Origin of the sequence: Nonomuraea sp. CA-141351 (assembly GCF_050944675.1) — a bacterium.
Taxonomy (GTDB): Bacteria; Actinomycetota; Actinomycetes; order Streptosporangiales; family Streptosporangiaceae; genus Nonomuraea.
In genome coordinates this window covers 3,815,513-3,839,232 of record NZ_CP191982.1, presented here as the reverse complement: position 1 = coordinate 3,839,232, position 23,720 = coordinate 3,815,513, and the positions used below count along the sequence as shown (strand labels likewise).

Sequence of the window (23,720 nt, the reverse complement as noted above, 5' to 3'; positions counted from 1 at the left end):
CCAGGCGTGAGGCGTACGTCACATGGCGCGTCACATGATCCCGCATCGTGAGGCGCACGTCGCGTCGTCCCACACCGGCTGGCGCACATCGCGTGGTCCCCACCGACCGCTCCCGCACCGGACGCCCGTCGGACGCTCCCGCACCGGACGCGTATCGGACGGTCCCACATCGGGTGCATGTCGTATGGCCGTGCCGGGCCGCCGTGCCCGCACTCGGCGGCCCGGCAGCCGTGGCCGCACTCGGCCGAGCCGGGCGCGGCGGCACCGGCGACCCGATCGACGTTGCGTCAGGTACGTGGACCCGGCGCAGGAGCGGGGGCCGCGTCAGGTGGTGAGCGTCGAGGGGTCGGTGTTGGAGCCGCAGAGGACCACGGCCACCCGCTCGCCAGGAGCGGGGGTGTAGGCGCCCGACAGCAGCGCCGCGTACGCGGTCGCGCCCGCGGGCTCAGCCGCCACCCGGTGCCGCGCCCAGAGGGTACGCCGAGCTTCCACGATCGCCTCCTCGCTCACCAGCACGCTCTCCACTCGAGGCGACGAAAGGATCTCGAAGGGCACAGAACCGATCTTGGTGGCGCCCAGGGCATCGGCCGCCACACCCCCCACCTCGACAGGCACCGGCTCCCCCGCGCGCAGCGCCTCGTGCAGGGTGGGGATCCGCTCCGGTTCCACCGCGACGATCCGCGGCCCGGACACCACCCCAGGCTCCGAAGCGGACCCGGGCAAGCCCCCAGACGCGGCCTGGGGCGAGCGTCCCGTCGCGTCATCAGATGCGATCCCAAGCGAGCGCCCCGGCGCACCACCGGACGCGACCCCACCCGAGAGGCCCGGCGCACCGCCGGAGGTTCCCAGGGTGATCCCCGCGGCGAAGCCGCCCCCGCCGACGGCGACCAGCACCGTGTCGACGCCACCCGTCTGCTCCACGATCTCCAGCCCCGTGGTCCCCTGCCCCGCCACCACCTCGGCCTGGTCGTACGCGTGCACCGCCAGCGCCCCCGTCTCCGCGCCGCGCTTGGCGGCGGCCTCCGCGGCGTCCGAGTAGATGGCACCCGTCTGCGTGATATGCGCCCCCAGCGCCGACAGCCCGGCCACCTTCACCGGGCTGGTCACCTCGGGCACGAAGATCTCCGCCCGCACCCCCAGGGCCCGCGCCGCGTAGGCCACCGCCAGCCCGTGGTTGCCCCCGCTGGCGGCGATCACCCCGCTGGGCGGCAGCTCGCCGGCCGACAACATGCGGTTGAACGCCCCCCGCACCTTGAACGACCCCGAGTGCTGCAGCAGCTCCAGCTTGAAGAAGACCCCAGGCGAGACCTCGAGAACCGGCGTGCGGAGCACGTGCTCGTCGATACGACCGGCCGCGGCCAGCACATCCGAATAATCCACAGTGGCCACTATGCCAGCGCCTGGGACACGTCGGCCCACAGGTCCTCGGGGTGCTCGATGCCCACCGAGATGCGTACGGTGCCCTCGCCGATCCCGCTCCTGGCCAGTTCCTCGGCGCTCAGCGAACGATGCGACGTCGTGGCGGGGTGCAGGACGAGCGTCTCCACGCCCCCGAGCGAAGGAGCCAGGAGCGCCAGGCGTACGGAGCTCATGAACTTCTCACCGGCCGCCCGCCCACCGGCGAGGTCGAACGAGAGCACCCCGCCGAAGCCGGACAGCAGCTTCCCTGCCAGCTCGTACGAGGGATGCGAGGAGAGCCCCGGCCAGTGAACGGCGGTGACGGCGGGGTGCGAGGCGAGCTGGGTGGCGAGGAAGCGGGCGTTGGAGCAGTGGCGCTCCATGCGCAGCCCCAGCGTCTGCAGCCCCCGCAGCGACAGCCAGGCCGCGAACGGATCCGCCGATGCCCCCAGCTCGATCGCGAAGTGCCACACCTTCTCGTAGAGCGAGGAGGAGGCGAAGACGGTGATGCCGCCCACCACGTCGGTGTGCCCGGACAGGTATTTGGTGGTGGAGTGTACGACGATGTCCGCCCCGTACTCGATGGGCCGGCAGAGCAGGGCCGTGGCGAACGTGTTGTCCACCACGGACAGGATCCCCAGCTCGCGGGCCACCGCGCACATCCCGGGCAGGTCGGCCACCAGCGTCATCGGGTTGCTGATCGTCTCCAGGTAGACCAGCCGGGTCTCCGGCCGGACGGCGGCGCGCAGAGCCGCGGGGTCGTTCTCGGGCACGTACGTGACCGCGATCCCGAACCTGCCCACCAGGTCGTTGATCATGGCGGCGGTGCCGCCGTACAGGGAAGCCTGGGCGATGAGGTGGTCGCCGGGCTTGAGCAGGCCGAGCAGGACGGTGTTGATCGCGCCCATGCCAGAGCCCGTGGCGATGGCCCCGGCCCCGCCCTCCAGGTCGGCGACGGCCAGCTCCAGCGAGCGCACGGTGGGGTTGGTGTAGCGCCCGTACACGAACGGCCCGTCGGCCCGGCCCATCGCGTCGGCCATCACGGCGGGGTCGTCGAAGATGAACCCGGAGGTCTGGTAGATCGGCATGCTGATCGGGCGGCTGCCCTCGATGGAAGGCTGCGGCACGTGGACGGCGCGGGTCTCCGGACGGAGCATCTCAGGGCGGGAGTCGGTCATACAGCCAGGATCGCCGTAAGCAGGGTCCGATGTGAGAGCCAATACGACAGAATTGGTCCATGAATGGGGCCAATCTTGACGACCTCGTCGATCTGCTGAGCCGCTGGGCGTCGGGGCGTGGCCCGCTGTACCTGCTGCTCGCGGCCAGGCTGCGCGCCCTGATCGACGACGGCGTGCTGCCGCCCGACCAGCCGCTCCCGCCCGACCGGGTGCTCGCCAGGCGGCTGGCGGTGGGCCGGGGCACCGTGGTGGCCGCGTACGACCTGTTGCAGCAGGAGGGCCGCGTGGTGCGCCGCCAGGGCAGCGGCACAAGGGTGGCCGCGCTCGATCTGCCCGCGACGAGGACCGCCGACGGCGTGGTGGCCAACCCGCTGCTCCTGCACATCCTGCATCCGCCGGACGGCGTGCAGCTCCTGACGTGTGCCGCGCCGCAGGACCCGCCGGCCGCGATGTTCGAGGCGTACGAGGAGGCGGGCGCGCGGCTGGCCCAGGTGCGCGACCTGGGCTACCAGCCGGCGGGCAACCCGGCCCTGCGCACGGCGCTGGCCGCCTACTACACCGGCCGCGGCGTGCCCACGACGGCCGAGGAGATCATCGTGACGACGGGCGCGCAGCAGGCGCTCACGCTGCTGACCGGGCTGCTGGTGGCGGCCGGTGACACCGTGCTGACCGAGACGCCGACGTACCCGGGCGCGCTGGAGGTGTTCCGGCACGCCGCGGCCGTCATCCGGCCGGGGACGGCGGAGGACATGCGCGAACGCCCCACGCTGGCCTACTTCGTCCCCACCGCCCGCAACCCGGACGGCTCGGTCATGGACCATCCGTCCCGCAGGCGGCTGGCCGCGCTGGCCGCCGAGTACGACGTGCCGCTGATCGACGACGAGGTACGCGCCGAACTCTGCTTCACCGGCGAGACTCCGCCGCCGCTGGCCTCGTTCAAGGGCGGAGATCACCTGATCTCCGTCGGCTCGCTGAGCAAGCTCGTCTGGGGCGGGCTGCGGGTCGGGTGGATCCGCGCGGCGGCGCCGCTGGTCTCGCGGCTGGCCAGGCTGCGGGCCGTGCACGACCTGGGCGGCGAGGTCTTCAGCCAGCTCGCCGCCGTCGCCCTGCTGCGCCGCCTGGACGAGGTACGCGCGGCACGCGTGCGCACGTTGCGCGAGCGCCACGACCACCTGTGCGCCGAGTTGCGCGAGCACCTGCCGTCGTGGTCCTTCGAGCCGGCGGCCGGCGGCCAGACCATCTGGGTACGGATCCCGCGCGGCGACGTCGACTCGTTCGCCCAGGTCGCGCTCAGGCACGGCGTCGCGGTGCCGCCGGGGAGGTCGTTCGATCCGCTCGGCGGGCACGCGGATCGCATGCGCCTGCACTTCCTCTTCCCGGAGGAGGAGCTTTCGCGAGCAGTGAACAACCTGGCCTCGGCCTGGGCGGTCTACGACGGAGCCGGCCGCTCGGTCTCCCGCCACCCCCTGATCGTCTGACAGGGTAGAGCCATGGAGACGACCTTCGTACTCGTGCACAGCCCTTCTGTCGGGCCGTCGACGTGGGCTCCCGTGGCCGAGTCTCTGGAGCGCCGGGGACACGCGGCCGTGGTGCCCGACCTGACTGGCGTGGCGGCGGGCGGCGCGCCGTACTGGCCGCGGGTGGTGGAGGCGGTGCGCGCGGCCACCCCGGACACGCCCGTCGTGCTGGCCGTGCACAGCAACGCGGGCTTCTTCCTGCCGCTGATCAAGGAGGGCCTGGGCGAACGGGTGGTGGCGTGCGTGTTCGCCGACGCGCACATCCCTCCGCGTGACGGCCTGATCAAGACCGCGGAAGAGGGCTTCCTGCCGTTCCTGCGCGACCTGGCGGGCCCCGACGGTGTGCTGCCGCGCTGGACCGACTGGTGGGACGAGGAGGACGTGGTGGCCATGCTGCCCGATCCCGCCGTCCGCATACGGGTGGCGGCCGAGCAGCCGCGGTTGCCGCTCGACTACTACACCCAGCCCATCCCCGTGCCCGCCGGGTGGGACGACGTCAGGTGCTCGTGCCTGTGGTTCGGCCCGCCGTACGAGAACGTCGCCGAGGAGGCGGCCCGGCGCGGCTGGCCCGTGACCCGCGTGCCCGGCATGCACCTGCACCAGATCGTCGACCCGGAGGGCGTCACGGACGCGCTGCTCAAGCTCTCACGGAAGTCGTGAATTCCTCACTGTCGCCCCGCGATCGGCCCCGGAAGACTCGTACGCATGACAGCGATCGAAGTGAACGGGCTCAGGAAGAGCCACCACGGGTTCGAGGCGGTGAAGGGCATCTCGTTCGAGGTGGCCGAAGGTCAGATCTTCGCGCTGCTGGGCAGGAACGGCGCGGGCAAGACCACCACGATCGAGGTGCTCGCCGGCTTCCAGCGGGCCGACGGGGGCACCGTGCGGGTGCTCGGCCTCGACCCGTACGCCGACCGCGCGGCCGTCAGGCAGCGCACCGGGATCATGTTGCAGGAGGCCGGGTTCTTCCCTGACCTGACAGTGGCCCAGACCGTCGACACCTGGCGTGACTTCACCGCCGCGCCCCGCCCTCGTGACGAGGCGCTGGAGCTGGCGGGGCTGGCGGGCAAGCACGCCACCAAGGTCCGCCAGCTCTCGGGCGGCGAGAAGCGCAGGCTCGATCTGGCGCTGGCCCTGCTGGGCCGTCCCGACGTGCTGTTCCTCGACGAGCCGACCACCGGCATGGACCCCGAGGCGCGCAGCAACACCTGGACCGTCGTCCGCGACCTGGCCAGGCAGGGCACCACGATCCTGCTCACCACGCATTACCTGGACGAGGCTCAGCGCCTGGCCTCCGCCATGGCGATCATGGATGAGGGCGAGGTGGTCGCGTCGGGCGACATGGCGGAGACCCTCGCCGCCATGTCGGGACGGGTGGCGTTCCGGCTTCCCTCGCATGTCGACCCGGCCGACCTGCCGCTGCCGGTCACCGTGGAGGGCGAGAGCGCCGTCTGCCGCGCCGCGGACCCCGACCTGGCCGCGCAGACGCTGCTGACCTGGGCGGCCGAGCGCGGCCTGCGCCTGGCGGGCCTCGAGGTCCGTACGGCCACCCTCGAAGACCTGTTCCTGGACCTCGCGAGGAGCGCCCGATGAGCCTGGCCGCCACCTACCGCCTCGGCACGCGCCTGTTCTGGCGGGACAAGACCATGCTGTTCGGCTCGGTGGTCACCCCGGTGGGGCTGGCCGTCGGGCTGCCGCTGCTGATGAAGAACGTCCAGAGCGTCTCCGCCGCCACCTCGGTCTTCCAGAGCGCGATCTCGATCCTGCTGGCGATCACCGCGTTCATGAACATCACCGTCGCCCTGGCCACCCGCCGCGACCAGCTCGTGCTCAAGCGGCTGCGGGCCGGCCGCCTGACGGACGGGCAGATCCTGCTCGGCCAGATCGCCAGCACGGCCACGCAGACCATGGCCATGATCGTGCTGTGCACGGTGGCCGTGCGGCTCGTGGCCGATGTCCCGCTGCCCGGTGACCCGCTGGGGTTCGCCGCGATCACGGTGGCGGGGTCGGCCGTGCTGTCCCTGCTCGGCGCCGCGTACACGGCCGCGATCCCGCGCGCCGAGCTGGCCGCGGCGTTCACCACGCCCGTCTTCCTGGTGGCCGGGGTCGCGGCGGGCGCGATGGGCCCCATCCCGCTGCCCTCGTGGCTGCGGCCCGTCCTGGACCTGCTGCCCACCACGGCCGTCGTGAACGCCCTCAAGACCGGCGACCTGGCCGTGCCCGCCCTGGTCCTGGCCGCCTGGACGGTCGTCGGGCTCGTCGCGATCCGGCTGTGGTTCCGCTGGGAACCCCGTCGTTCGTAGGGCAGGTCATAATCGTCGCCGTGGTCTCCAAATCGGCGAGGCGGCTCGCGAGCGGCCTCATCACCGCCGTCTCCGTCGCCTACGCGGTGATCGCGCTGCTCTACTTCCTGCACGGCCCGGCCTTCGGCACGACGGCCGGCCTCGCGATCCTCGCCGTGATCTCCACGCACTACCTGAACATGCGCGCGGGCCTGCGCGGCGAGCGCCCGCCCGGCTTCCCGCTCACGCTCGTGCTCCAGGCGGTCGCCACGTACCTGCCGGACTTCCTGCTGCCCGGCGGCATGTCGGCGGTGGCCGCGCCGATGCTGGCCGGGACGCTGCTGGTGTTCCTGCCGCTGGGCTGGGGCGGCGCGCTCGTCGGGCTCATGATGCTGTACGAGGGCTCCGCGTTGTGGATGAGCGTCGACTTGTCGGTGGTCACGCTCTTCTACGTCGTCACCGTGCCGACGACGGGCGCCATGATCTACGCGCTGGTGCGGTTCGTACGCGTGACCGCGGACCTGGAACAGGCCAGGGCCGAGCTGGCGGACGCCGCGGTGCTCAAGGAGCGTCTACGCATCTCCCGCGACCTGCACGACGGCCTCGGGCGCAGCCTCACCGCGATCGCGCTCAAGGGCGACCTGGCCTCCCGGCTGGTGGAACGCGACCCCGCCACCGCCCGGACGGAGGTGCGCGAACTGGTGCAGGTCGCCAGGGAGGCGGCCCAGGACGTGCGCCAGGTGGCCAGGGGCTACCGGGCGATGTCGCTGACGGGCGAGGTGGACCGGGCGGTGGCGCTGCTGGAGTCGTCGGGCATCGGCGTCCAGGCGCACCTGGCCGACGTGGCGGTGCCGATCCGCTCGGAAGAGGCGCTGGCCTGGGGCGTACGCGAGGCGATCACCAACGTACTGCGCCACAGCAGGGCCACGACCTGCACGATCACCACCTCCGTGAACGGCGGCAGGCTACGGCTCGAGGTCGCCAACGACGGCGCCCTCGAGTCCTCGAGCCCTGCTGGCGGGGGTCTCACGGGGCTGGCTGAGCGGGCGGCCCAGGCGGGCGGCTCGTGCACCGCCACCCCGACGGGAGAGGGCGGCTTCCTCCTGGCCATGGAGGTCGCCGCGTGATCAGGGTTCTGCTGGCCGAGGACATGCACATGATCCGCGCGGCGCTCACCGCCCTGCTCCGGCTGGAGCCGGACATCGAGGTGGTCGCGGAGGTGACCCGGGGCAACGAGATCGTGCCCGAAGCCCTCCGGGTCCGGCCCGACGTCGCGGTGGTGGACATCGACCTGCCGGTCGTGGACGGCATCACCGCGGCCGCCACACTCATGGAGCGCCTTCCGTCGTGCCGGGTGCTGGTGCTCACGGCCATGGGCCGGCCGGGCCACGTACGCAGGGCGCTGGCCACGGGCATCGAGGCGTTCCTGGTCAAGGACGCCCCCGGCGACCGGCTGGCGGACTCGATCAGGCGCACCGCGTCGGGGCTGCGCGTGCTGGACACCGAGCTGGTGTCCTCGGCGATGCAGTACGGCGAGAGCCCTCTGACGCCGCGCGAGTCCACGGTCCTCAAGGAGGCCGCCAGGGGCGCCTCGGCCGAGGAGATCGCCTCCCGCCTCCACCTCTCGCCCGGCACCGTACGCAACTACCTGACCGGGGCGATCATGAAGACGGGAGCCCGCAACAAGATCGACGCCATCCGCATCGCCGAGGACGCCGGCTGGCTGTGACCCACCCGGGCCGAAGTACGGCGGCGCCTCCGGGTCAGATGTCGGTGATGCGCAGCCCGGCGTGGGCCTTGTAGCGCCGGTTCACGGCGATGATGTTGGCGGTCAGCGCCTCGATCTGGTGGGCGTTGCGCAGCCGCCCCCCGTAGACGCCGCGCACCCCCGGGATCACCTCGGCCAGCGCCTGCACCGTGTCGGTGGCCTCGCGGTCGTCGCCGAGCACCAGGATGTCGAGATCCACCTTCTCCACCGCCGGATCCATCAGCAGGACCGCCGACACGTGGTGGAAGGCCGCCACCACCCGGCTCTCGGTCAGCACCGCGGCGGCCTGCTGCGCCGCGCTCCCCTCCTCCACCGGCAGCGCGTAGGCGCCCTGCTTGTCGAACCCGAGCGGGTTCACGCAGTCGACCACGATCTTCCCGGCCAGCTCGGCGCGCAGTGATTCCAGCAGCGCCTTGTGCCCCTCGTACGGCACCGCCACGATCACGATGTCGGCCTGGGCGGCGACGACGGCGTTCTCGGCGCCGGTCGCGCCGCCGCCGATGTCGGCGGCCGCGTCCTGGGCGCGCTGCGCGCTACGCGACCCGATCAGCACCTGGTGCCCCGCCAGCGCGAACCGCCGCGCCAGCCCCTTCCCCTGGTCGCCGGTGCCGCCGAGGATGGCGATGGAAAGCCCGCTCACATCTGTCATACGCCCGATGATGCCAGCCCCGGGGGACTGCGCCGGCCCGCGGGGCCGGGCCCGGCGAGGCGGGCCCGGCCGGGATGCGGGCTAGCAGTTGCCGATGGCGGGCAGCCCGAGTATCCGCAGGGCCAGCCATTCGATGGCCGGCGGCCCTCCTTCGACGGCGCCAGTGACGTGGCTGGGCGCGGGCACAGCGGTCCACCGGACGTTCACGCCGGCCCGGCAGTACTCGGACCGCAGCGTGGACCCGACGGCGAGCGGGATGATCTCGTCCCCCTGCGCGTGATACAGGAACATCGGCACTCGGGGAGCCACGGCGCCCAGACGGTTCTGCCCGAGCCGGGCCAGCCACTTCGGCTGGTTGAGCAGGTCGACCGGGCTCAGGTCGGAGAAGCTGAGCCCGGCCAGCTTGTCCAGGTCGCCCACGCAGTCGTCGGCGGCGTCGGCGAGCAGGGCGCGGCCCCGGTCGTTGAGGTCGCCTTCGAGGTTCAGCTCGGGATAGGCCGCGTCGAGCCCGACCCCGGCCGCCGCCGCCAGCCCGAAGTTCGGCCCGCCGTCCAGGTGGTCCGCGACCGCGTGCAGGTCGGCGGGCACGCCACCGGCCGCGACGCCCTTGAGCCGCAGCTCGGGCGCGTACGACGGCTGCAGCTGCGCCGCCCACCCGGCCGACGCGCCGCCCTGGGAGTAGCCCATGACGGCGACGGGCGCCCGGCTCGACAGCCCGGCCCCGGACACGTGGGTGGCGGCCCTGATCGAGTCGAGCACGGCGTGACCCTGCGAGATCCCGGCCATGTACGTGTGCGGCCCGGGCGTGCCGAGCCCCTCGTAGTCGGTCATGGCCACCGCGAACCCCTTGAGCAGGAACAGGCTCACCAGCGCGAGCTCGGCCTCCCGGCCCTGGCTCATGCTGACCGAGGGGGCGCACTGGTCGCCGAGCCCGTGGGTGCCCACGGCGTACCCGATGATGGGGCGCGCGCCGAGCGGATAGCCGCTCTTGGGCACGAGCAGCGTCCCCGACACGGTGTTGATCGAGCCGGTGGCGGAGGTGGAGTTGTAGAGCAGGTGCCAGGAGTTGACCGGGACCTCCAGCAGCTTGCCCGGCAGGAGGTAGACGGTGGTGGGCTGGGCGGAGACCACATCTCCCGGAGCCGCGGCGCGGGCCGGGGCCGTGATGAGGGACATGATCAATAACAGGATCATGGACATGCTGACGCGGACACGTAAGGTCATGTGCCGCCCCTCTCCGTGAGGACCACATACTTGGGACGGCGGCGCCGCGAGCCGATCGTTACCCGAGAGTAACCCCGTGTCAAGGCCCGAAATGACGCGTAAACACACCTCGTGTCAACACATCACTCCCGAATCAGCCACCCCGAGGGTGCTGGTCGGGCACCATGGGTGACATGGACTCAGGATCGGTGGCCCTGCTACGCGAGCTCCTGGCCGAGACCGGCTGGCTCGAACGCGCCCGCGAGCTGGGCGTCGCGCTGCGCGCCACCCGCTCGCCCGGCGGCCTCCTCCTGGTCGGCACCCCCGACGAGGAGCCCTGGCACCTGACCGCGCACCTAGCTGACGAGGCCAGGTTCTCGGGTTTGTCGCAGCTCACGCCCACGCTGGTGCGCTGGGCGCCGCCTGCCGACGCGCCCGCCCACCTGCGCGTCGGCCTCGAGCGCCTGGAGCGGGCGGCCCGGGGCGAGACGCTGTTCGTGCTGACCGAGCAGCAGGCGCCGGTCCCGCTGCTCGAACGCGTGAACGACGCGCGCCGCACGGGGGCGACCATCCTGGCCATCGAGGGCGGCGACCGCGAGCTCGCCGGGCTGGCCCATGACGCCATCCAGGTGCCGCGCGACGGGCTGGTGACGTTCGACGGGGCGCAGCACCTGGTGAGCACGGCGGCCGGAGAGCCGGAGCGCCGCCCCGGCCTGCGCGAGCGTCTGGCCCGCCTGCTGGAGAAGGTCAGCGGTCCTCAGCCGGCGGACTAGCCAGGCGTCCGCTCAGCGACGTGCCCAGCGTCGCCGTGGACTCCTCGATCGCGCCGATCACCACGGCCTGCACCGGGTCGGGCTCCCCCGACCTGGTACGGCTCACCCGCGTGACGGCGTCCAGCCTGCGCGCCCCCACGTCGCGTATCTCGCTCACCCGCACCTCGCCCTCGGGCACGTCCAGCAGGGCCAGCGCGGGCACGATCGCCACCCCGTGCCCCGCCGCCACCAGCGCGAGCGTCGGCCCGAACTCCGTGATGACGTGCACCTTGCGCGGCTCGAACCCGTGCAGCCCCGCCAGCCGCTCCAGCGCCTGACCGCACACCTGGTTCGGCTCGCCGGCCACCCACGGCTGCTGCATCAGGTCGGCGACCGTGTGCGGATCCGGCCAGCCGGGCGGCAGCACGATGCGGTATTCGTCCACGTAGAGCAGCCGGGTCCGCAGCGACGGCTGTGACAGCGCGGGCAGGCCCATGTCCTGCTCGGTGATGAGCACGTCCACGGCCCCCATCCGCAGCTCCTGCAGCGCGGGCTGGCCGTAGATCTCATGGATGACCGGGGTGATCTTGGGGTGTCGTTCGGCCAGGTCACGCATGGCGGGCACCAGCACGTGCTTGATGACCGTGGGGAAGGCGGCGATGCGCACGGGCCCGGCCAGGCGTTCGGTGAAGCGGGTGAGCTCCCGTCTGGCCTCCAGGAGCTCCTCTTCCACGCGCTCGGCGTAACCGGCGAGCACCCGCCCGGCAGGAGTGAGCGAGACGCTGCGCTGGGAGCGGTCGATGAGGGCCAGGCCGACTTCACGTTCGAGCTGCGCGAGCTGCTGCGAGACGGCTGAGGGGGTCAGGTAGAGAGCCTCGGCGGCCCGCATCACGCCGCCGCGGCGGGCGACCTCGTGGAGGATGCGTAACCGCCGTGGATCGATGTCCATGCAGGTCAGCTTACGCGCACCTTTAGCCTTCTTTATTTGTGCTTCAGCACCCCACGTCCGGACAATGGCCGCCATGGATCTCCTCCTCACCGCCGTGGGCTGGATCGGCGCCGCGCTCCTGCTCGCCGGGTATGCCCTGGTCACGACGTCCCGGTTATCGGGGGACGGCGTGGCGTACCAGCTCGTCAACCTCGCGGGCTCGATCGGCCTGATGATCAACAGTGCTTACAACGCCGCCTGGCCGTCGGCCGGGCTCAACCTGATCTGGGCGGGCATCGGCGCCGTGGCCCTCGTCAAACTCACACGAGCAGGAGTGTCCAAATGATCGTCGAACTCAGCCACCGCATCGTCGACGGGATGGTCACCTATCCCGGCATCCCCGGCCCGAAGCTGGGGGTTCACCTGAGCCGGGAGGATTCGCGCAAGGTGTACGCGCCGGGCACGGAGTTCCACATCGGCATGATCACGCTCGCCGCCAACACCGGCACCTACCTGGACACCCCGCACCACCGCTATGCCGACGGGCCGGACCTGTCACAGGTGCCGCTGAGCAAGCTGGCAGACCTCCCCGGCCTCGTGGTCCGCGGCGGTGAGGGCCGGGAGGTGGTGATCGACAAGGGTCTGGACGTACGCGGGCGGGCCGTACTGATCCACACCGGCTGGGACCGCCACTTCGGCACCGACGCGTATCTGCACGGCCACCCCTACCTCGCGCCCGAGTCGGCGCAGTGGCTGGCCGGCCAGGGCGCAGTGCTGGTGGGGATCGACTCGCTGAACATCGACGACACCCCGCCGCACGGCGAGCGCCCCGCACACTCGATCCTGCTGGAGGCGGGGATCCCGCTGGTGGAGCACCTGACGGGGCTGGCCGAGCTGCCCTCCGGCGGCTTCCGCTTCCACGCCGCGCCCCCGATGGTCGCGGGCATGGGGACGTTCCCGGTCAGGGCGTACGCGATCGTTCCTTAGTGGTCGCCTTCATCAGCCTTCCCAGCCCCTCAGCTGATCAGCTTGGCGACCATGCGGACGAGGGTGTCACGGGCGGTCCCGGCACCCTCGGCCATGATCATCTGCGCTAGTTGCGGGGTGGCGTACCACCAGCCCGCCAGCGCGATCACCGCGTAGAGCAGCTCGCGCGGCGCGAAGTCCGTGCCCAGCGTGCCGGCCTTCTGGGCGGCGGCCAGTGCGGCCAGCTTCGCGGCGTAGTGAGCCGCGCGCACTTCACCACCCGCGACCGGGCCGCTGCCACGGTGCAACCCCTCCCAGTGCAGCAGCCGGATGAACTGCGGGTGCTCACGGTGATAGTCGTAGACACGGCCGGCGTATTCGGGCAGGTCGGCGGCCAGGCCCTCCTCCAGCGGCACCGCCTCGGCCAGCCGTTCCAGCGCCCAGGTCAGGACGGCGGCGAACAGCTGCTCCTTGTTGCCGAAGTACTGGTAGATCCGCTCCTTGTTGACGCCCGCAGCGGCGGCCACCCGGTCGAGCCGGGCGCCCTCGGGGCCGTGCTCGGCGAACTCCTCCACCGCCGCGTCCAACAGGAGCCTGCGCGTCTGCGCCGTGTTCCACGCCATGGGAGCAGCATAGCCAAAATTCCAACTCGACAGTTGGAGATGAGTGTGCCAAACTCCAACCAACGAGTTGGAAATGACCCAGGAAAGGGACGAACCATGTCTGCTGCCCCCTCTGTGCACCACCGCGCGATGATCACCTGGCTGTCGGTCTACTTAATGATCATGGCGGTGCAGCTGCTCCTCGGCCCGGTCATCGCGCCGCTGCCACTGGCCCTGCGCACGCTGGTGCTCACCTTGATCGTGGTGCCCACAGTGGTGTACGCCCTCGTGCCGAGCCTCCTGCGGGCTCACTCCCGCCTGCGCCGGCAGCGGGGGACGCGACCCGAGCCCAATCCCTGTGACCCGGCCGCAGCAGTGACCCGGCCGGAGGGAGCCGGCCGCTGACAGCAGAACCACGGCTCCGCTGCCCCGGCCGCTCAGCCCGCCGGGGACCCCGAAGGGCCGCCCGGCGTCGTGCGACCAGAACCCCGGCACGACGCCGCGGAGGCACCACCAACGGCCCGGGCCGCGCCGTGCCTCAGTCTTCTTCTTCGGCCTCGTCCCAGGTCTTGTTGCGGGCGGCGGCGCGCTCCAGCGCCCCGGCCGCCTCCTGCTCGGACTCGTAGGGACCCATCCGGTCCTTGTTGGGGCAGCCCTGGTCGGGCTCGACCCGCATGTGCTTGAGACAGAACCACCACTGGCCTTCGCTCACGAGGTCAATTCTGCCCCGTAGACTCATGTTTCATGACGACACTGCTCCAGCCCGGGCGAGTTTCGCCCATGCGAAAGGTTCCCGCCCACATCGAGCGGCCGGAGTACGTCGGTAAGAAGCGCCCCAGGACCGGCGAGTCCGACGTGAAGAGCCCCGAGATCATCGAGCGCATGCGGGTTGCCGGCCGGATCGCCGCCCAGGCGCTCGAGGAGGTCGCCAAGCACATTCAGCCGGGCGTGACGACCGACGAGCTCGACCGGATCGGCCACGAGTTCCTCATCGACAACGGCGCCTACCCGAGCACGCTCGGCTACAAGGGCTACCCCAAGTCGCTGTGCACGTCGATCAACGAGGTGATCTGCCACGGCATCCCCGACGACACCGTGCTGCGGGACGGCGACATCGTCAACGTCGACATCACCGGCTACATCGGCGGCGTCCACGGCGACACCGACGCCACATATCTGGTGGGCGAGGTGGACGAGGAGTCGCGGCTGCTGGTGGAGCGCACGCGCGAGGCGATGATGCGCGCCATCAAGGCGGTCGCGCCCGGGCGGCAGCTCAACGTGGTCGGGCGGGTCATCGAGGCGTACGCCAAGCGCTTCGGCTACGGCGTCGTGCGCGACTTCACGGGTCACGGGATCGGCACCAGCTTCCACTCCGGGCTGATGGTGCCCCATTACGACGACCCGTCGCTGCGGGTGGAGCTGGTGCCGGGGATGACGTTCACGATCGAGCCGATGCTCACGCTGGGGACGATCGAGTACGACATCTGGCCGGACAAGTGGACGGCGGTGACGAAGGACCGCAAGCGCACAGCCCAGTTCGAGCACACGATCGTGGTGACCGACAGCGGCAGCGAGATCCTCACCCTGCCCTGACCCTCGCCGTGGCGCGGCGAGTCACCGCTGCCTGGGCACCACCCCGGTCACCGTCGTGCCCTCCCCCAGCACGCTGTTGACCGACAGGCTCCCGCCCATCTCCGCGAACGCCGCCCGCATCCTGGCGATCCCGCCGCCCGTCCCCGTGATGGGAAAGCCCTGGCCGTTGTCGCTGACCGTCATGCGCAGCCCGCTCTTGGAGGTCGTCACGGCGATGGACACCATCCGGGCCCGGCTGTGCAGCTCGACGTTGGACAGTGCGTCGTCCATCGCGGCCATGACGGCGCTCGAGACCCGTGACGGCACGTCGGTGGCGGGCAACGCCCAGGTCTCCACGGCGATCCCCGTGCGCTCGGACCACTCGGCCAGGTAGCTCTCGAGCGCCTCCGCCAGGCTCTGCCCCCCGCGCATCCGTGTCTCTTTCGACAATGGTTTCGCCTTCCTCGGCACGCCGGGCTCGCGCCGGTCCCCACTCCGGCGCTCCCACCTGGCGCGCGCATCCCCCCCTCAAGGCCTACGCACGCTAACTGATGAGGTTATGCCCGTCTCCCCTACGAGACAGGCTACCGGCCGGTCCAGAGACGTGTAGTGGGAAGATAGAAGGCCATGGCCGAACCGCTACTCGCCCATGAGGCCACGCGGGAAAACGGCTACTTCCCCTTGTCGGCGCGGTTGAGACGGGCGAGATAGGCGTTGTAGGAGTCGAGGTCGGGATCCCCCGCGCCCGTGCGGTCGGCCCGCCTGTCGGCGCGCCGGGCCTGCCTCTCGTCGTCCCTGTACCACTGCGCCGCGATGGCCAGCAGCACCAGCAGCGTCGGGATCTCGCCGAACCCCCAGGCGATGGCTCCGCCGTTGCTCTGGGTCTGGAGCAGCGTCTCGCCCCAGGGCCGGCCGAGCTGCTCGTACCAGTCGGAGGCGATCACCGTGCCCATCATCATCAGCGCGATGCCGAAGAACGCGTGGAACGGCATGGTGACGAAGAGCATCAGCAGCCGCCCGACGTGCGGGAGCCGGTTGGGCCCGGGATCGATCCCGATGATGACCCAGAAGAACAGGCACCCGCTGATCAGGAAGTGGAGGGTCATCCAGATGTGCCCGAGATGCTCCTGCATCGCCGACTCGAAGAGCGGCGTGAAGTACAGCGCGTACGTCGAGGCCACGAAGATGAACGTGGCGACGCCAGGATGCGTGATGACCTTGGTGAACCGGCTGTGCAGGATCGTCGTGATCCACTCCCGCGGCCCCCGGTCGCCCCTGCGGGTGGCGGGCTTGAGCGCGCGCAGGGCCAGCGTGACGGGTCCGCCGAGGACCAGGAAGATCGGCACGACCATGGAGAGCGTCATGTGCTCGATCATGTGCATGTCGAACATGACCTTGGCGTACCGGGCCAGGCCGCTCTGCGTGGCGAAGATGAGCAGCGCCACCCCGACGTACCAGGAGGCCGTGCGTCCCCATGGCCACTTGTCGCCGCGCCGCAGCAGCCTGAACACGCCCAGCCCGTAGAGCCCGCCGAGCACGGCGGCGACCACGGCGAAGAACAGGTCGAACCACCACAGGGTGAACACGTTGCCGAGCGTGATCTCGACGGGAAGGGGGAAACCGAGCAGCTCGTACGCCCGGTCGGCGGGGACGCTGAACTCGGGAGGCGGCGTGCGCGACAGCGCCACGGCCACGCCGACGGTGGCGAGCATGAGCAGCATCTCGCCGGAGGCCAGCCGGGTGAACGCGCGCGGTTTGCCCTTACGGAGGTCGGCCACCGTGCGCTGCCTGTGCCAGTAGCCGATGTAGCCGAGCAGCACGAACGCCACGATCTTGGCCAGGGCGAGCAGGCCGTACTGGGTGGTCCACAGGTCGGACAGCGCGCCCAGCCGCGCGACCAGGCTGAACACCCCGGAAATGCCGACCCCGGCGTAGCACCAGAGGGCCATGTCGGAGAACCGGGCGGCGGCCACCTCGAGCTGCGGCTGCCGGCGGACCGCGTGCAGGGTCAGCACGACGAGCCCGCCCACCCACAGCGCGAGCGCGAGCAGGTGCAGCGACACCGACGACGTGGCCAGGTCGTGGTTGGGTGAGGACGAGGTGTGGCCGGTCAGCGGCGCCGGCAACAGCGTCACCAGGGCGAACACCAGCAGCCCGGCCGCCGCTCCGGCGGTGATGGCGCCGCGCGAGAACAGCGCGATCGCCACCCCGAACAGCACCACGAGCGTGAGCGCCACGCCCTGCGTGGTCTGGGTGGCGTAGCTGGTGAGAAAGGCGCCGTTGAGGATCTCGGGCACGGTCCTGCCGATGGACTCGGCGGTGCCGAACACGATGGCGGCGAACGCCGACCCGGCCCAGGCCAGCGCCGCCCACGAGCCGGCCTTGACGTATTCGACGCCACTCCTGCCGAGCACGCCCTTGTCGTTGGGCAGCAGCATGGCGGCCATCAGCAGCAGGCCTACGGTGGCCACGCCCGACACGTCCATGGCCAGCTTGGACAGCGGCAGCCCCCACCGGACGACTGCTCCGGAGTCGGGCAGCCCCGGGATGATCCTCGGGAACGCCCTGCCGCCGGCGATCATGCCGATCACCAGGGCGACGACCGCGGCGGCCGCCCCGGTGAGCGCGAGCCGCGCCGCCCTGCTCATGGCTTCCTTCTCCGCGCGCTCAGCAGGAAGCCGATGCCGATGCCGATGAGCGCGCCGATCACGATGATCAGCCAGACCGGGAACGTCCCCTCTTGGGCGGCCGACGCCTGATCGGTGGCCGGCGCCGTCTCACTGGCCGAAGGCTGGGCCTGAGCGGGCGCACTGGCGCTCGCCGGCGCCTGGCTCTCGGAGACGGAAGGGCTGGGAGACGGCGTCTCGGCCCCCTCCACCTTGAACGGGATCTCACCCTCGATGGGATGCCCGTCGGACGACACGACCCGGTAGGCGATCGTGTATTTCCCATCGGGCAGCGGCCCCTCGACCGCCTGCGTCACCACCTTGCCGTCCACCTGCGGCTTGCCGCTCTGATGCTCGGCGTCGCCGGGACCGCGCACGATGACGAACGGCAGGCGCACACCGGCGGTGAACTCGAGGCGCACCTCCTCGAGGGCCTTGACCTCGGCGCCCTTGGCCGGGGAACTGCTCTTGAGCGCGTCGTGCGCCAGCGCGGGCGCGGCGGTGACGAGCACGAACAGGGCGGCGGCGATAGCGGTGAACACCGCGAACGGGGATCTCTTCATGACATCCTCAAGGCTACCGACGCCACCGCCCGGTCCGGACTCCGCTACAGCCCCGCGCAGGCCAGCGCCCGCTGGTAGGCCTCCACCGCTCCGGCGGAGTCGCCGAGCTGCTCCATCGTCTCGGCCGTGGCGTACCAGGTGGCGGCCGAACGGCGGGAGTCGGGCAGCGGGGCGAGCCAGTCGCGTGCGGCGGCGACGTGCGCGGCGGCCTCGTCCGAGCGCCCGACGGCGCCGTAGATCCTGCCGAGCAGCAGATCGGCCTCGGCGCCCAGCGCCATCCCCGACTTGGGCAGCAGGTTGCGGCCCGCCACGGCGTGCTCGACGGCCCTGTCGAGCTCACCGGTGATGGACTCGGCCCTGGCCAGCTCCACCTGGAGGCGGGCCCGCTGGATCGTGCTGGTGGAGGTCTGCTCGAACTCGGCGACCGCGTTGCGGAGCATGTCGCGGACGGCAGCGGCCTCGTGAGGCCGGGCCTCCAGGCGCTTTTGCGCGAGCGCGAGGCGCATCCTGGCGACGGCGCGCGGCTGGCCATTCTCCAGCTGCACGGCCATGGCCCGCTCGGAGAACGACAGCGCCTCCTCCAGGTGACCGGTGAACTGGGCGGTGTTGGAGGCCATCCAGGTGGCCGCCACGATCGAGCGCGGGGTGCCGAGCGCGTCGGCGGCGTTGAGCAGCTCGGCCGCGAACTGCCTGGCCCGCAGCAGGTCGCCGCGCTCTATGTAGGCGGCCAGCAGGGTGCCGCCCAGCTCGACGAGCAGGTCGGTCCAGGCCGGGCGGGCGGTGCCGACGAGCAGCTGCTCGCCGACCTCGACGGCCTCGGTCAGCCGCTCGCTCTCCCGGTAGATGCGGCAGAGCGCGATCGCGACCTCGATCTGCCGCTCGGCCGGCAGGTCCTCTGCCCGCAGCCCGAGCAGGATGGAGATCGCCCCGTCGAGGTCGCCGCCGGCCTCCGCCGCGAGGGCGAGCCCGTATTCGGTCTCTTGACGTAGCGAGGTCAGCCCTGTCAGGTTATTGTCCGCCAGAAGCTCGTCGAAGCGTGTGCGGGCCTCAGAGACCTCGCCGTTCTCGAGCGCCAGGCGTGCGTAGCCGAGCGCGAGCTCGATGTCCTCCATCTGCTCGGCGGTCACGCCGTTGATCAGGTAGGACAGCGAGCAGTCGAGTTTCTGGGCCAGCAGCTCCAGGACGGCGGGGGTAGGGGTACGCTTGCCACTCTCGATCAAGGAGACATAGCTGTCAGACAACTCGGGATGCGCCAGCTGCGCCTGCGACAGGCCGCGCTGTCGCCGAACCGTTTTAATACGGAGTCCGACCAGGTCAGATGTGGTCACTGTCGCCGCTCCCTGAGATGATGAAGTCCGAGCAACCCCACATAGGCGAGGGAGAATCCTCCATGCGTATGCGTATTGCCCTGTCTGCTCTGGCTGCCGTGGTTTTGGCCGCGGTTGCCGTTGGAGGCAATGTTACGGCCGCGAGTGCCGAAACGTCTGCCTCCCTTTCGAGTCTGCAGGACGCGGAACACTGCTGCTGAGCATTCGGCGAGAGGGGGCCCACGACTGATCAAGGGCACGCAACCGCACCGTGCCCCCGCAGGCGACGTCTCCCGATCAAGATGACGAAGCCCGCCTACGTCGTTGTGCCCCCTCTTCCGCCCCCTCTCATGGAAGGGCCTGCCGCGGCGGCCCCGTGTCTCTGAGGGCGAGAAAGAAATCCACCCGGTCGGCCATGGTCGACAGATTCCTGCCGGTAAGTTCCTCGATTCTGCGGATGCGGTAACGCACGGTGTTCACGTGCACGTGCAACTGCTCGGCGCAGGCGTTCCAGGAACCGGCGCAGTCGAGGAAGATCCCCAGCGTCCGCACCAGCTCCGACTGGTGCCTGCGGTCATAGTCCAGCAGCGGCGACAGCAGCCTGGCCGCGAAGGAGCGGCGCACATCCCCCGGCACCGTGGCCAGCAGCAGCGCGTGCGTGTAGATCTCGTCGCTGGTCACCACACCCCCGGCGCGGGCCTCGGCCAGCCGTCTGGCGTGCCCGGCCTCCTCGACGCCGCCCTTGATCGCGGCGGCCCCGGTCAGGGCGCCGCTCAGCCCCACGCAGAGCCGGGTGTCCGGCAGGGCCGACAGCACCTCGGCGCCGGCGCGCAGCCGCTCGGCGACCTCGGCGGTGGTGCGCTCGCGCAGCGGCACCACGGCGACCGCGCCGTCCGCGCCCGCCGCGGCCACGACCTCGCGGCCCAGCAGCTCCTCCACGACCTGGCCGCCGAGCGTGGCGGGGTCGGGGCCGCGGGTGGCGCCCGGCCTCGGCGCGGTGGCGTTCACGACCGCGTACGGCTCCGCCGCGTCGATCCCGCACGTCCGCAGCCTGGCGTTGAGCTCGGCCACGTCCGACTCGGCCAGCGCGGCCACGATGAGCTGCTCGCTGAGGCGGCGCTCGACCCTGCGGCCCTCCTCCATGCGGCTGCGTTCGAGGCCGACGCAGGCCGCCAGCTCGTAGCCCAGGTCGGCCTGGCCGATCAGGTCGCCGTCGCAGGCCAGTGCCCAGCCGGCGGCCCGGTGGCCGCGCCCGACCGCGAAGATCGTGTGGTTGCCGACGTGCGCGGGCAGCCGCGGGGCCGTGAGGTACGCCTTGGCCAGCCGTACCGGATCCTCGGCCGCGCCCACGATCACCTCGCCCGACGCGGACAGGACGGCGCCGGTGACGCCCAGCTCGGCGGCGGTCAGCTCGAACAACTCTCGTAGATCCGCGCCCTCGGCGATGGCCGCGACCAGCCTGCGGTGGCGGCCGAGCGCGTCGCGCATGTCGCCGGACAGCCGCGGCACGACCAGCTCCGCCAGCGTGCGGAACGACACCTCCGTCGGCACCTCGATCAGCGGCAGGCCGGCGTCCTCGCACGCTGCCACGAGGTCGGCCGGGATGTGGCCGAGCCACGCCTGTCCGGCGCCGAGCGCGGCGACCCCCGACTCGACGAGGGCCGACACGAACCTGGCCGAGTCCTCGGGCGCGTGCCACCACATCAGCCCGGACAGCACCAGCTCGCCGCCGACCAGGTAGCGTCCCGGCTCGGGCAGGTCCGTGATGTGCACGGTGTGGAACTCGCGCGAGGCGTCGCCGGCGAGCAGGGTCAGGCCCAGGTCGTCGATGGCCAGCAGGTCAGAGATGTGCACTTGTAGGAATATACAAGGCTGTGCGGCCAACCGCTGACCGGGATTTCACGCGACGCGCATGGAGGCGGCCGGGCGGCGGTGCTCTACTCGGAGAATGACGGAGACGGCGTACACCACCCTTCACGGCGTCGGAGAGAGCGCCCGGCGGCCTGACGCGACGCTGAAGGTGACCGGAGAGTTCGCCTACGCCTCCGACCTGTGGCTGGACGGCATGGTGTGGGGCACGACGCTGCGCAGCCCGCATCCGTCGGCGTGGATCCGCTCGATCGACGTCGGTCCCGCGCTGAGGATCCCGGGCGTGCTCACCGTGCTGACGCACGAGGACGTGCCGGGCGCGAAGTTCTACGGGCTGGAGCACAAGGACCAGCCGGTGCTGGCCATCGACCAGGTGCGCTACCAGGGCGAGCCGGTGGCGCTGGTGGCCGCGGACCACCCGGAGACCGCCCGCAGGGGGGCCGAGGCCATCGTGGTCGAGTACGAGCCCCGCGAGGCCGTGACAGACCCCCGCAAGTCCCGGCATTTCGTGAGACATCAGCCGGTGCGGCGGGGCGACACGTTCGAGGCCGAGGTCGTCGTCACCGGCGAGTACGAGGTCGGCATGCAGGACCAGGCCTTCCTCGGCCCCGAGTCGGGCCTGGCGGTCCCGGCCGAGGACGGCGGCGTGGACCTCTACATCGCCACCCAGTGGCTGCACGTGGACCGCGACCAGCTCGCCCCCTGCCTCGGCCTGCCCCCGGACAAGGTGCGCCTGACGCTGTCGGGCGTCGGCGGCGCGTTCGGCGCCCGCGAGGACCTGTCGATGCAGGCGCACGCCTGCATGCTGGCGCTGCGGCTGAACCGGCCCGTGAAGATCGTGTACGGCCGTGAGGAGTCGTTCTTCGGCCACGTGCACCGCCACCCCGCCTGGATGCGCTACGAGCACGGCGCGACCCGCGACGGCAAGCTGGTCTACGTCAAGGCCGACATCCTGCTGGACGGCGGCGCGTACTGCTCCTCCTCCCCCGCCGTGGTCGGCAACGCCGCCTCGCTCGGCGTGGGTCCGTACGAGGTGGAGAACGTGCGGGTGGACGCCACCGGCGTCTACACCAACAACCCGCCGTGCGGCGCGATGCGCGGCTTCGGCGCGGTCCAGGCGTGCTTCGCGTACGAGTCGCAGATGGACAGGCTGGCCGAGGCGTGCGGCCTGTCACCGGTCGAGATCCGGGTGCGCAACGCCGTCTCCCAGGGCTCCCACCTCATCACCGGCCAGGTGATCGACTCCCCCGCCCCGCTCGCGGAGATGCTGCGCGAGTTGGAGGCGATACCGCTACCCTCCGCGGTGTCGGAGGACCTGCGGTCCATGCCTGGCGGCGTCTCCCAGACGACGCACGGCGAGTCCGTGCGCCGCGGCGTCGGCTACGGCGTCGGCATCAAGAACATCTGCTTCTCCGAGGGCTTCGACGACTACTCCACGGCCAGGGTGCGCGCCGAGCTGATCGGCGGCGAGCCGCACGTCACCGTGCACACGGCGGCCGCCGAGGTGGGCCAGGGCCTGGTGACGATCCAGGCGCAGATCGCCCGTACCGAGCTGGGCATCGCGAACGTGACCGTGGCCGCCGCCGACACCTCGGTCGGCTCGGCCGGCTCCTCGTCCGCCTCACGCCAGTCGTACGTGACCGGCGGCGCGGTGAAGGCCGCCTGCGAGGCCGTACGGGAACGATTCAACGGACTGTCGCCGGAGGAGGCCCTCGAGAAGTTCGGGCCCATCGAGGAGACGCGCGAGTACCGGCACCGCCCCACGTACCCGATGGACCCGCGCACCGGCCAGGGCGACTCCCACACCCAGCTCGCCCTCTGCGTGCACCGGGCCGTCGTGGACGTGGACGTGGAGCTGGGCCTGGTCAAGGTGGTCGAGCTGGCGGCCGTCCAGGACGTGGGCCGGATCCTGAACCCGCAGGCCCTGGAGGGTCAGATCCAGGGCGGCTCAGCTCAGGGGCTCGGGCTGGCGCTCATGGAGGAGATCCAGATCCGCGACGGCAGGCTGCTGAACCCGTCGTTCACCGACTACCTCATCCCCACCATCCTCGACATGCCGCCGATGCACATGAAGATCCTGGAAAATCCGGATCCGGCGGCGCCTTACGGACTGCGTGGCGCGGGCGAGCCGCCGACCCTCTCCTCCACCCCCGCCATCGCCGCCGCGGTCCGCGCGGCGACCGGGCTGCGGTTGACTCGCGTTCCGATTAGGCCGGAAGATATCGCGTTGTTCGACTGACGTTCCGCAATGGGGGTATCCGATGGCAAGCGCGCGTGAAGCGGCCGAGGCTGAGTTCAGGCGGTTCGACACCGACGGCGACGGTCTGCTGACCGCCGCCGAGATCCGCCAGGCCAACGAGGCGCTGGGCGGGCTGGGCGCTTCCGAGAGCGAGATCGAGGCGTTCATCAAGGCCGCCGACAGCGACGGCGACGGGACGATCGGGCTCGAGGAGTTCGTCGGCCTGGTCAGCCACGGGCGCCACGAGAAGGCGTGATCTCG

The 23,720-nt window shown here is 71.4% G+C and carries 25 protein-coding genes; 13 read left to right on the top strand and 12 right to left on the bottom strand.

Annotated features, from left to right (window positions below):
- Nucleotides 1-324: 324 nt before the first annotated feature.
- Together ACQPWU_RS18195 and ACQPWU_RS18190 are read right to left on the bottom strand one after the other, a co-directional pair.
- A complete protein-coding gene (locus ACQPWU_RS18195; protein WP_433441506.1) occupies nucleotides 325-1,380 on the bottom strand; it encodes a threonine/serine dehydratase in 1,056 nt (351 codons plus the stop codon).
- 8 nt (nucleotides 1,381-1,388) lie between these two features.
- The gene (locus ACQPWU_RS18190) at nucleotides 1,389-2,576 is read right to left on the bottom strand and encodes a trans-sulfuration enzyme family protein (RefSeq protein WP_433441505.1); all 1,188 of its coding nucleotides are present in this window, start codon (nucleotides 2,574-2,576) and stop codon (nucleotides 1,389-1,391) included.
- Between the two features lie 59 nt (nucleotides 2,577-2,635).
- On the opposite strand from ACQPWU_RS18190, the gene ACQPWU_RS18185 reads away from it, so the two are divergent.
- Genes ACQPWU_RS18185 through ACQPWU_RS18160 form a run of 6 tightly spaced genes read left to right on the top strand, consistent with a single transcriptional unit; the run spans nucleotide 2,636 to nucleotide 8,104 of the window.
- Nucleotides 2,636-4,054: a PLP-dependent aminotransferase family protein gene (locus tag ACQPWU_RS18185; RefSeq protein WP_433441503.1), complete on the top strand. Its 1,419-nt coding sequence runs from the start codon at nucleotides 2,636-2,638 to the stop codon at nucleotides 4,052-4,054.
- 12 nt (nucleotides 4,055-4,066) lie between these two features.
- Entirely contained in the window at nucleotides 4,067-4,753 is a 687-nt protein-coding gene (locus ACQPWU_RS18180) for an alpha/beta hydrolase (protein ID WP_433441501.1), read from the top strand.
- A 45-nt stretch (nucleotides 4,754-4,798) separates the two neighbouring features.
- Nucleotides 4,799-5,686, top strand: a complete 888-nt coding sequence (locus ACQPWU_RS18175) for an ABC transporter ATP-binding protein (RefSeq protein ID WP_433441499.1) — start codon at nucleotides 4,799-4,801, stop codon at nucleotides 5,684-5,686.
- Complete coding sequence (locus tag ACQPWU_RS18170; protein WP_433441497.1) at nucleotides 5,683-6,396, top strand: ABC transporter permease; 714 nt, start codon at nucleotides 5,683-5,685, stop codon at nucleotides 6,394-6,396. The genes ACQPWU_RS18175 and ACQPWU_RS18170 overlap by 4 nt, the downstream gene beginning before the upstream one ends.
- Nucleotides 6,397-6,416: 20 nt before the next feature.
- Entirely contained in the window at nucleotides 6,417-7,502 is a 1,086-nt protein-coding gene (locus ACQPWU_RS18165) for a sensor histidine kinase (RefSeq protein WP_433441495.1), read from the top strand.
- A complete protein-coding gene (locus ACQPWU_RS18160) occupies nucleotides 7,499-8,104 on the top strand; it encodes a response regulator transcription factor (RefSeq protein WP_433441493.1) in 606 nt (201 codons plus the stop codon). Before ACQPWU_RS18165 ends, ACQPWU_RS18160 begins: the two co-directional genes overlap by 4 nt.
- Before the next feature lie 34 nt (nucleotides 8,105-8,138).
- On the opposite strand, the gene npdG is transcribed toward ACQPWU_RS18160, so the two are convergent.
- Complete coding sequence (gene npdG / locus ACQPWU_RS18155; protein ID WP_433441491.1) at nucleotides 8,139-8,792, bottom strand: NADPH-dependent F420 reductase; 654 nt, start codon at nucleotides 8,790-8,792, stop codon at nucleotides 8,139-8,141.
- Between the two features lie 81 nt (nucleotides 8,793-8,873).
- Entirely contained in the window at nucleotides 8,874-10,016 is a 1,143-nt protein-coding gene (locus tag ACQPWU_RS18150; protein ID WP_433441489.1) for a lipase family protein, read from the bottom strand.
- Nucleotides 10,017-10,189: 173 nt separating this feature from the next.
- Here ACQPWU_RS18150 and ACQPWU_RS18145 point away from each other — a divergent pair, with 173 nt between their 5' ends.
- Nucleotides 10,190-10,768: a hypothetical protein gene (locus tag ACQPWU_RS18145; protein ID WP_433441487.1), complete on the top strand. Its 579-nt coding sequence runs from the start codon at nucleotides 10,190-10,192 to the stop codon at nucleotides 10,766-10,768.
- On the opposite strand, the gene ACQPWU_RS18140 is transcribed toward ACQPWU_RS18145, so the two are convergent.
- Nucleotides 10,743-11,696: a LysR family transcriptional regulator gene (locus ACQPWU_RS18140; protein ID WP_433441486.1), complete on the bottom strand. Its 954-nt coding sequence runs from the start codon at nucleotides 11,694-11,696 to the stop codon at nucleotides 10,743-10,745. The two genes, ACQPWU_RS18145 and ACQPWU_RS18140, sit on opposite strands and share 26 nt — an antisense overlap.
- Before the next feature lie 73 nt (nucleotides 11,697-11,769).
- Here ACQPWU_RS18140 and ACQPWU_RS18135 point away from each other — a divergent pair, with 73 nt between their 5' ends.
- Nucleotides 11,770-12,021, top strand: coding sequence for a CBU_0592 family membrane protein (locus ACQPWU_RS18135; protein WP_433441484.1), 252 nt, complete (start codon nucleotides 11,770-11,772; stop codon nucleotides 12,019-12,021).
- Nucleotides 12,018-12,662, top strand: a complete 645-nt coding sequence (locus ACQPWU_RS18130; RefSeq protein WP_433441482.1) for a cyclase family protein — start codon at nucleotides 12,018-12,020, stop codon at nucleotides 12,660-12,662. Before ACQPWU_RS18135 ends, ACQPWU_RS18130 begins: the two co-directional genes overlap by 4 nt.
- A gap of 29 nt (nucleotides 12,663-12,691) precedes the next feature.
- On the opposite strand, the gene ACQPWU_RS18125 is transcribed toward ACQPWU_RS18130, so the two are convergent.
- Nucleotides 12,692-13,264 carry a TetR/AcrR family transcriptional regulator gene (locus ACQPWU_RS18125; RefSeq protein ID WP_433441480.1) on the bottom strand — a complete coding sequence of 191 codons (573 nt, stop codon included), beginning with the start codon at nucleotides 13,262-13,264 and terminating at the stop codon, nucleotides 12,692-12,694.
- Between the two features lie 96 nt (nucleotides 13,265-13,360).
- Between ACQPWU_RS18125 and ACQPWU_RS18120 the strand changes: the two genes are divergently transcribed.
- Nucleotides 13,361-13,648 carry a hypothetical protein gene (locus ACQPWU_RS18120; protein WP_433441478.1) on the top strand — a complete coding sequence of 96 codons (288 nt, stop codon included), beginning with the start codon at nucleotides 13,361-13,363 and terminating at the stop codon, nucleotides 13,646-13,648.
- Nucleotides 13,649-13,781: 133 nt separating this feature from the next.
- Here the strand turns inward: ACQPWU_RS18120 and ACQPWU_RS18115 are convergent, their stop codons facing one another.
- Entirely contained in the window at nucleotides 13,782-13,955 is a 174-nt protein-coding gene (locus ACQPWU_RS18115) for a hypothetical protein (RefSeq protein WP_433441476.1), read from the bottom strand.
- A gap of 32 nt (nucleotides 13,956-13,987) precedes the next feature.
- On the opposite strand from ACQPWU_RS18115, the gene map reads away from it, so the two are divergent.
- On the top strand, nucleotides 13,988-14,836 hold the full coding sequence (gene map / locus ACQPWU_RS18110; protein WP_433441474.1) for a type I methionyl aminopeptidase: 849 nt from the start codon (nucleotides 13,988-13,990) through the stop codon (nucleotides 14,834-14,836).
- A 21-nt stretch (nucleotides 14,837-14,857) separates the two neighbouring features.
- Here map and ACQPWU_RS18105 read toward each other — a convergent pair whose 3' ends face one another.
- From ACQPWU_RS18105 to ACQPWU_RS18085, 5 genes are all read right to left on the bottom strand, one after another.
- The gene (locus ACQPWU_RS18105) at nucleotides 14,858-15,247 is read right to left on the bottom strand and encodes a sensor histidine kinase (RefSeq protein WP_433441472.1); all 390 of its coding nucleotides are present in this window, start codon (nucleotides 15,245-15,247) and stop codon (nucleotides 14,858-14,860) included.
- Between the two features lie 239 nt (nucleotides 15,248-15,486).
- Nucleotides 15,487-17,463, bottom strand: coding sequence for a cytochrome c oxidase assembly protein (locus tag ACQPWU_RS18100; protein WP_433441470.1), 1,977 nt, complete (start codon nucleotides 17,461-17,463; stop codon nucleotides 15,487-15,489).
- The gene (locus tag ACQPWU_RS18095) at nucleotides 17,460-18,044 is read right to left on the bottom strand and encodes a copper resistance CopC family protein (protein WP_433441468.1); all 585 of its coding nucleotides are present in this window, start codon (nucleotides 18,042-18,044) and stop codon (nucleotides 17,460-17,462) included. The genes ACQPWU_RS18100 and ACQPWU_RS18095 overlap by 4 nt, the downstream gene beginning before the upstream one ends.
- Nucleotides 18,045-18,088: 44 nt before the next feature.
- Entirely contained in the window at nucleotides 18,089-19,372 is a 1,284-nt protein-coding gene (locus ACQPWU_RS18090) for a helix-turn-helix domain-containing protein (protein WP_433441466.1), read from the bottom strand.
- 327 nt (nucleotides 19,373-19,699) lie between these two features.
- A complete protein-coding gene (locus tag ACQPWU_RS18085) occupies nucleotides 19,700-21,205 on the bottom strand; it encodes a PucR family transcriptional regulator (protein WP_433441464.1) in 1,506 nt (501 codons plus the stop codon).
- Between the two features lie 94 nt (nucleotides 21,206-21,299).
- Between ACQPWU_RS18085 and ACQPWU_RS18080 the strand changes: the two genes are divergently transcribed.
- Together ACQPWU_RS18080 and ACQPWU_RS18075 are read left to right on the top strand one after the other, a co-directional pair.
- The gene (locus ACQPWU_RS18080) at nucleotides 21,300-23,459 is read left to right on the top strand and encodes a xanthine dehydrogenase family protein molybdopterin-binding subunit (RefSeq protein ID WP_433441462.1); all 2,160 of its coding nucleotides are present in this window, start codon (nucleotides 21,300-21,302) and stop codon (nucleotides 23,457-23,459) included.
- Between the two features lie 22 nt (nucleotides 23,460-23,481).
- Nucleotides 23,482-23,715, top strand: coding sequence for an EF-hand domain-containing protein (locus ACQPWU_RS18075; protein WP_433441460.1), 234 nt, complete (start codon nucleotides 23,482-23,484; stop codon nucleotides 23,713-23,715).
- Nucleotides 23,716-23,720 lie beyond the last annotated feature (5 nt).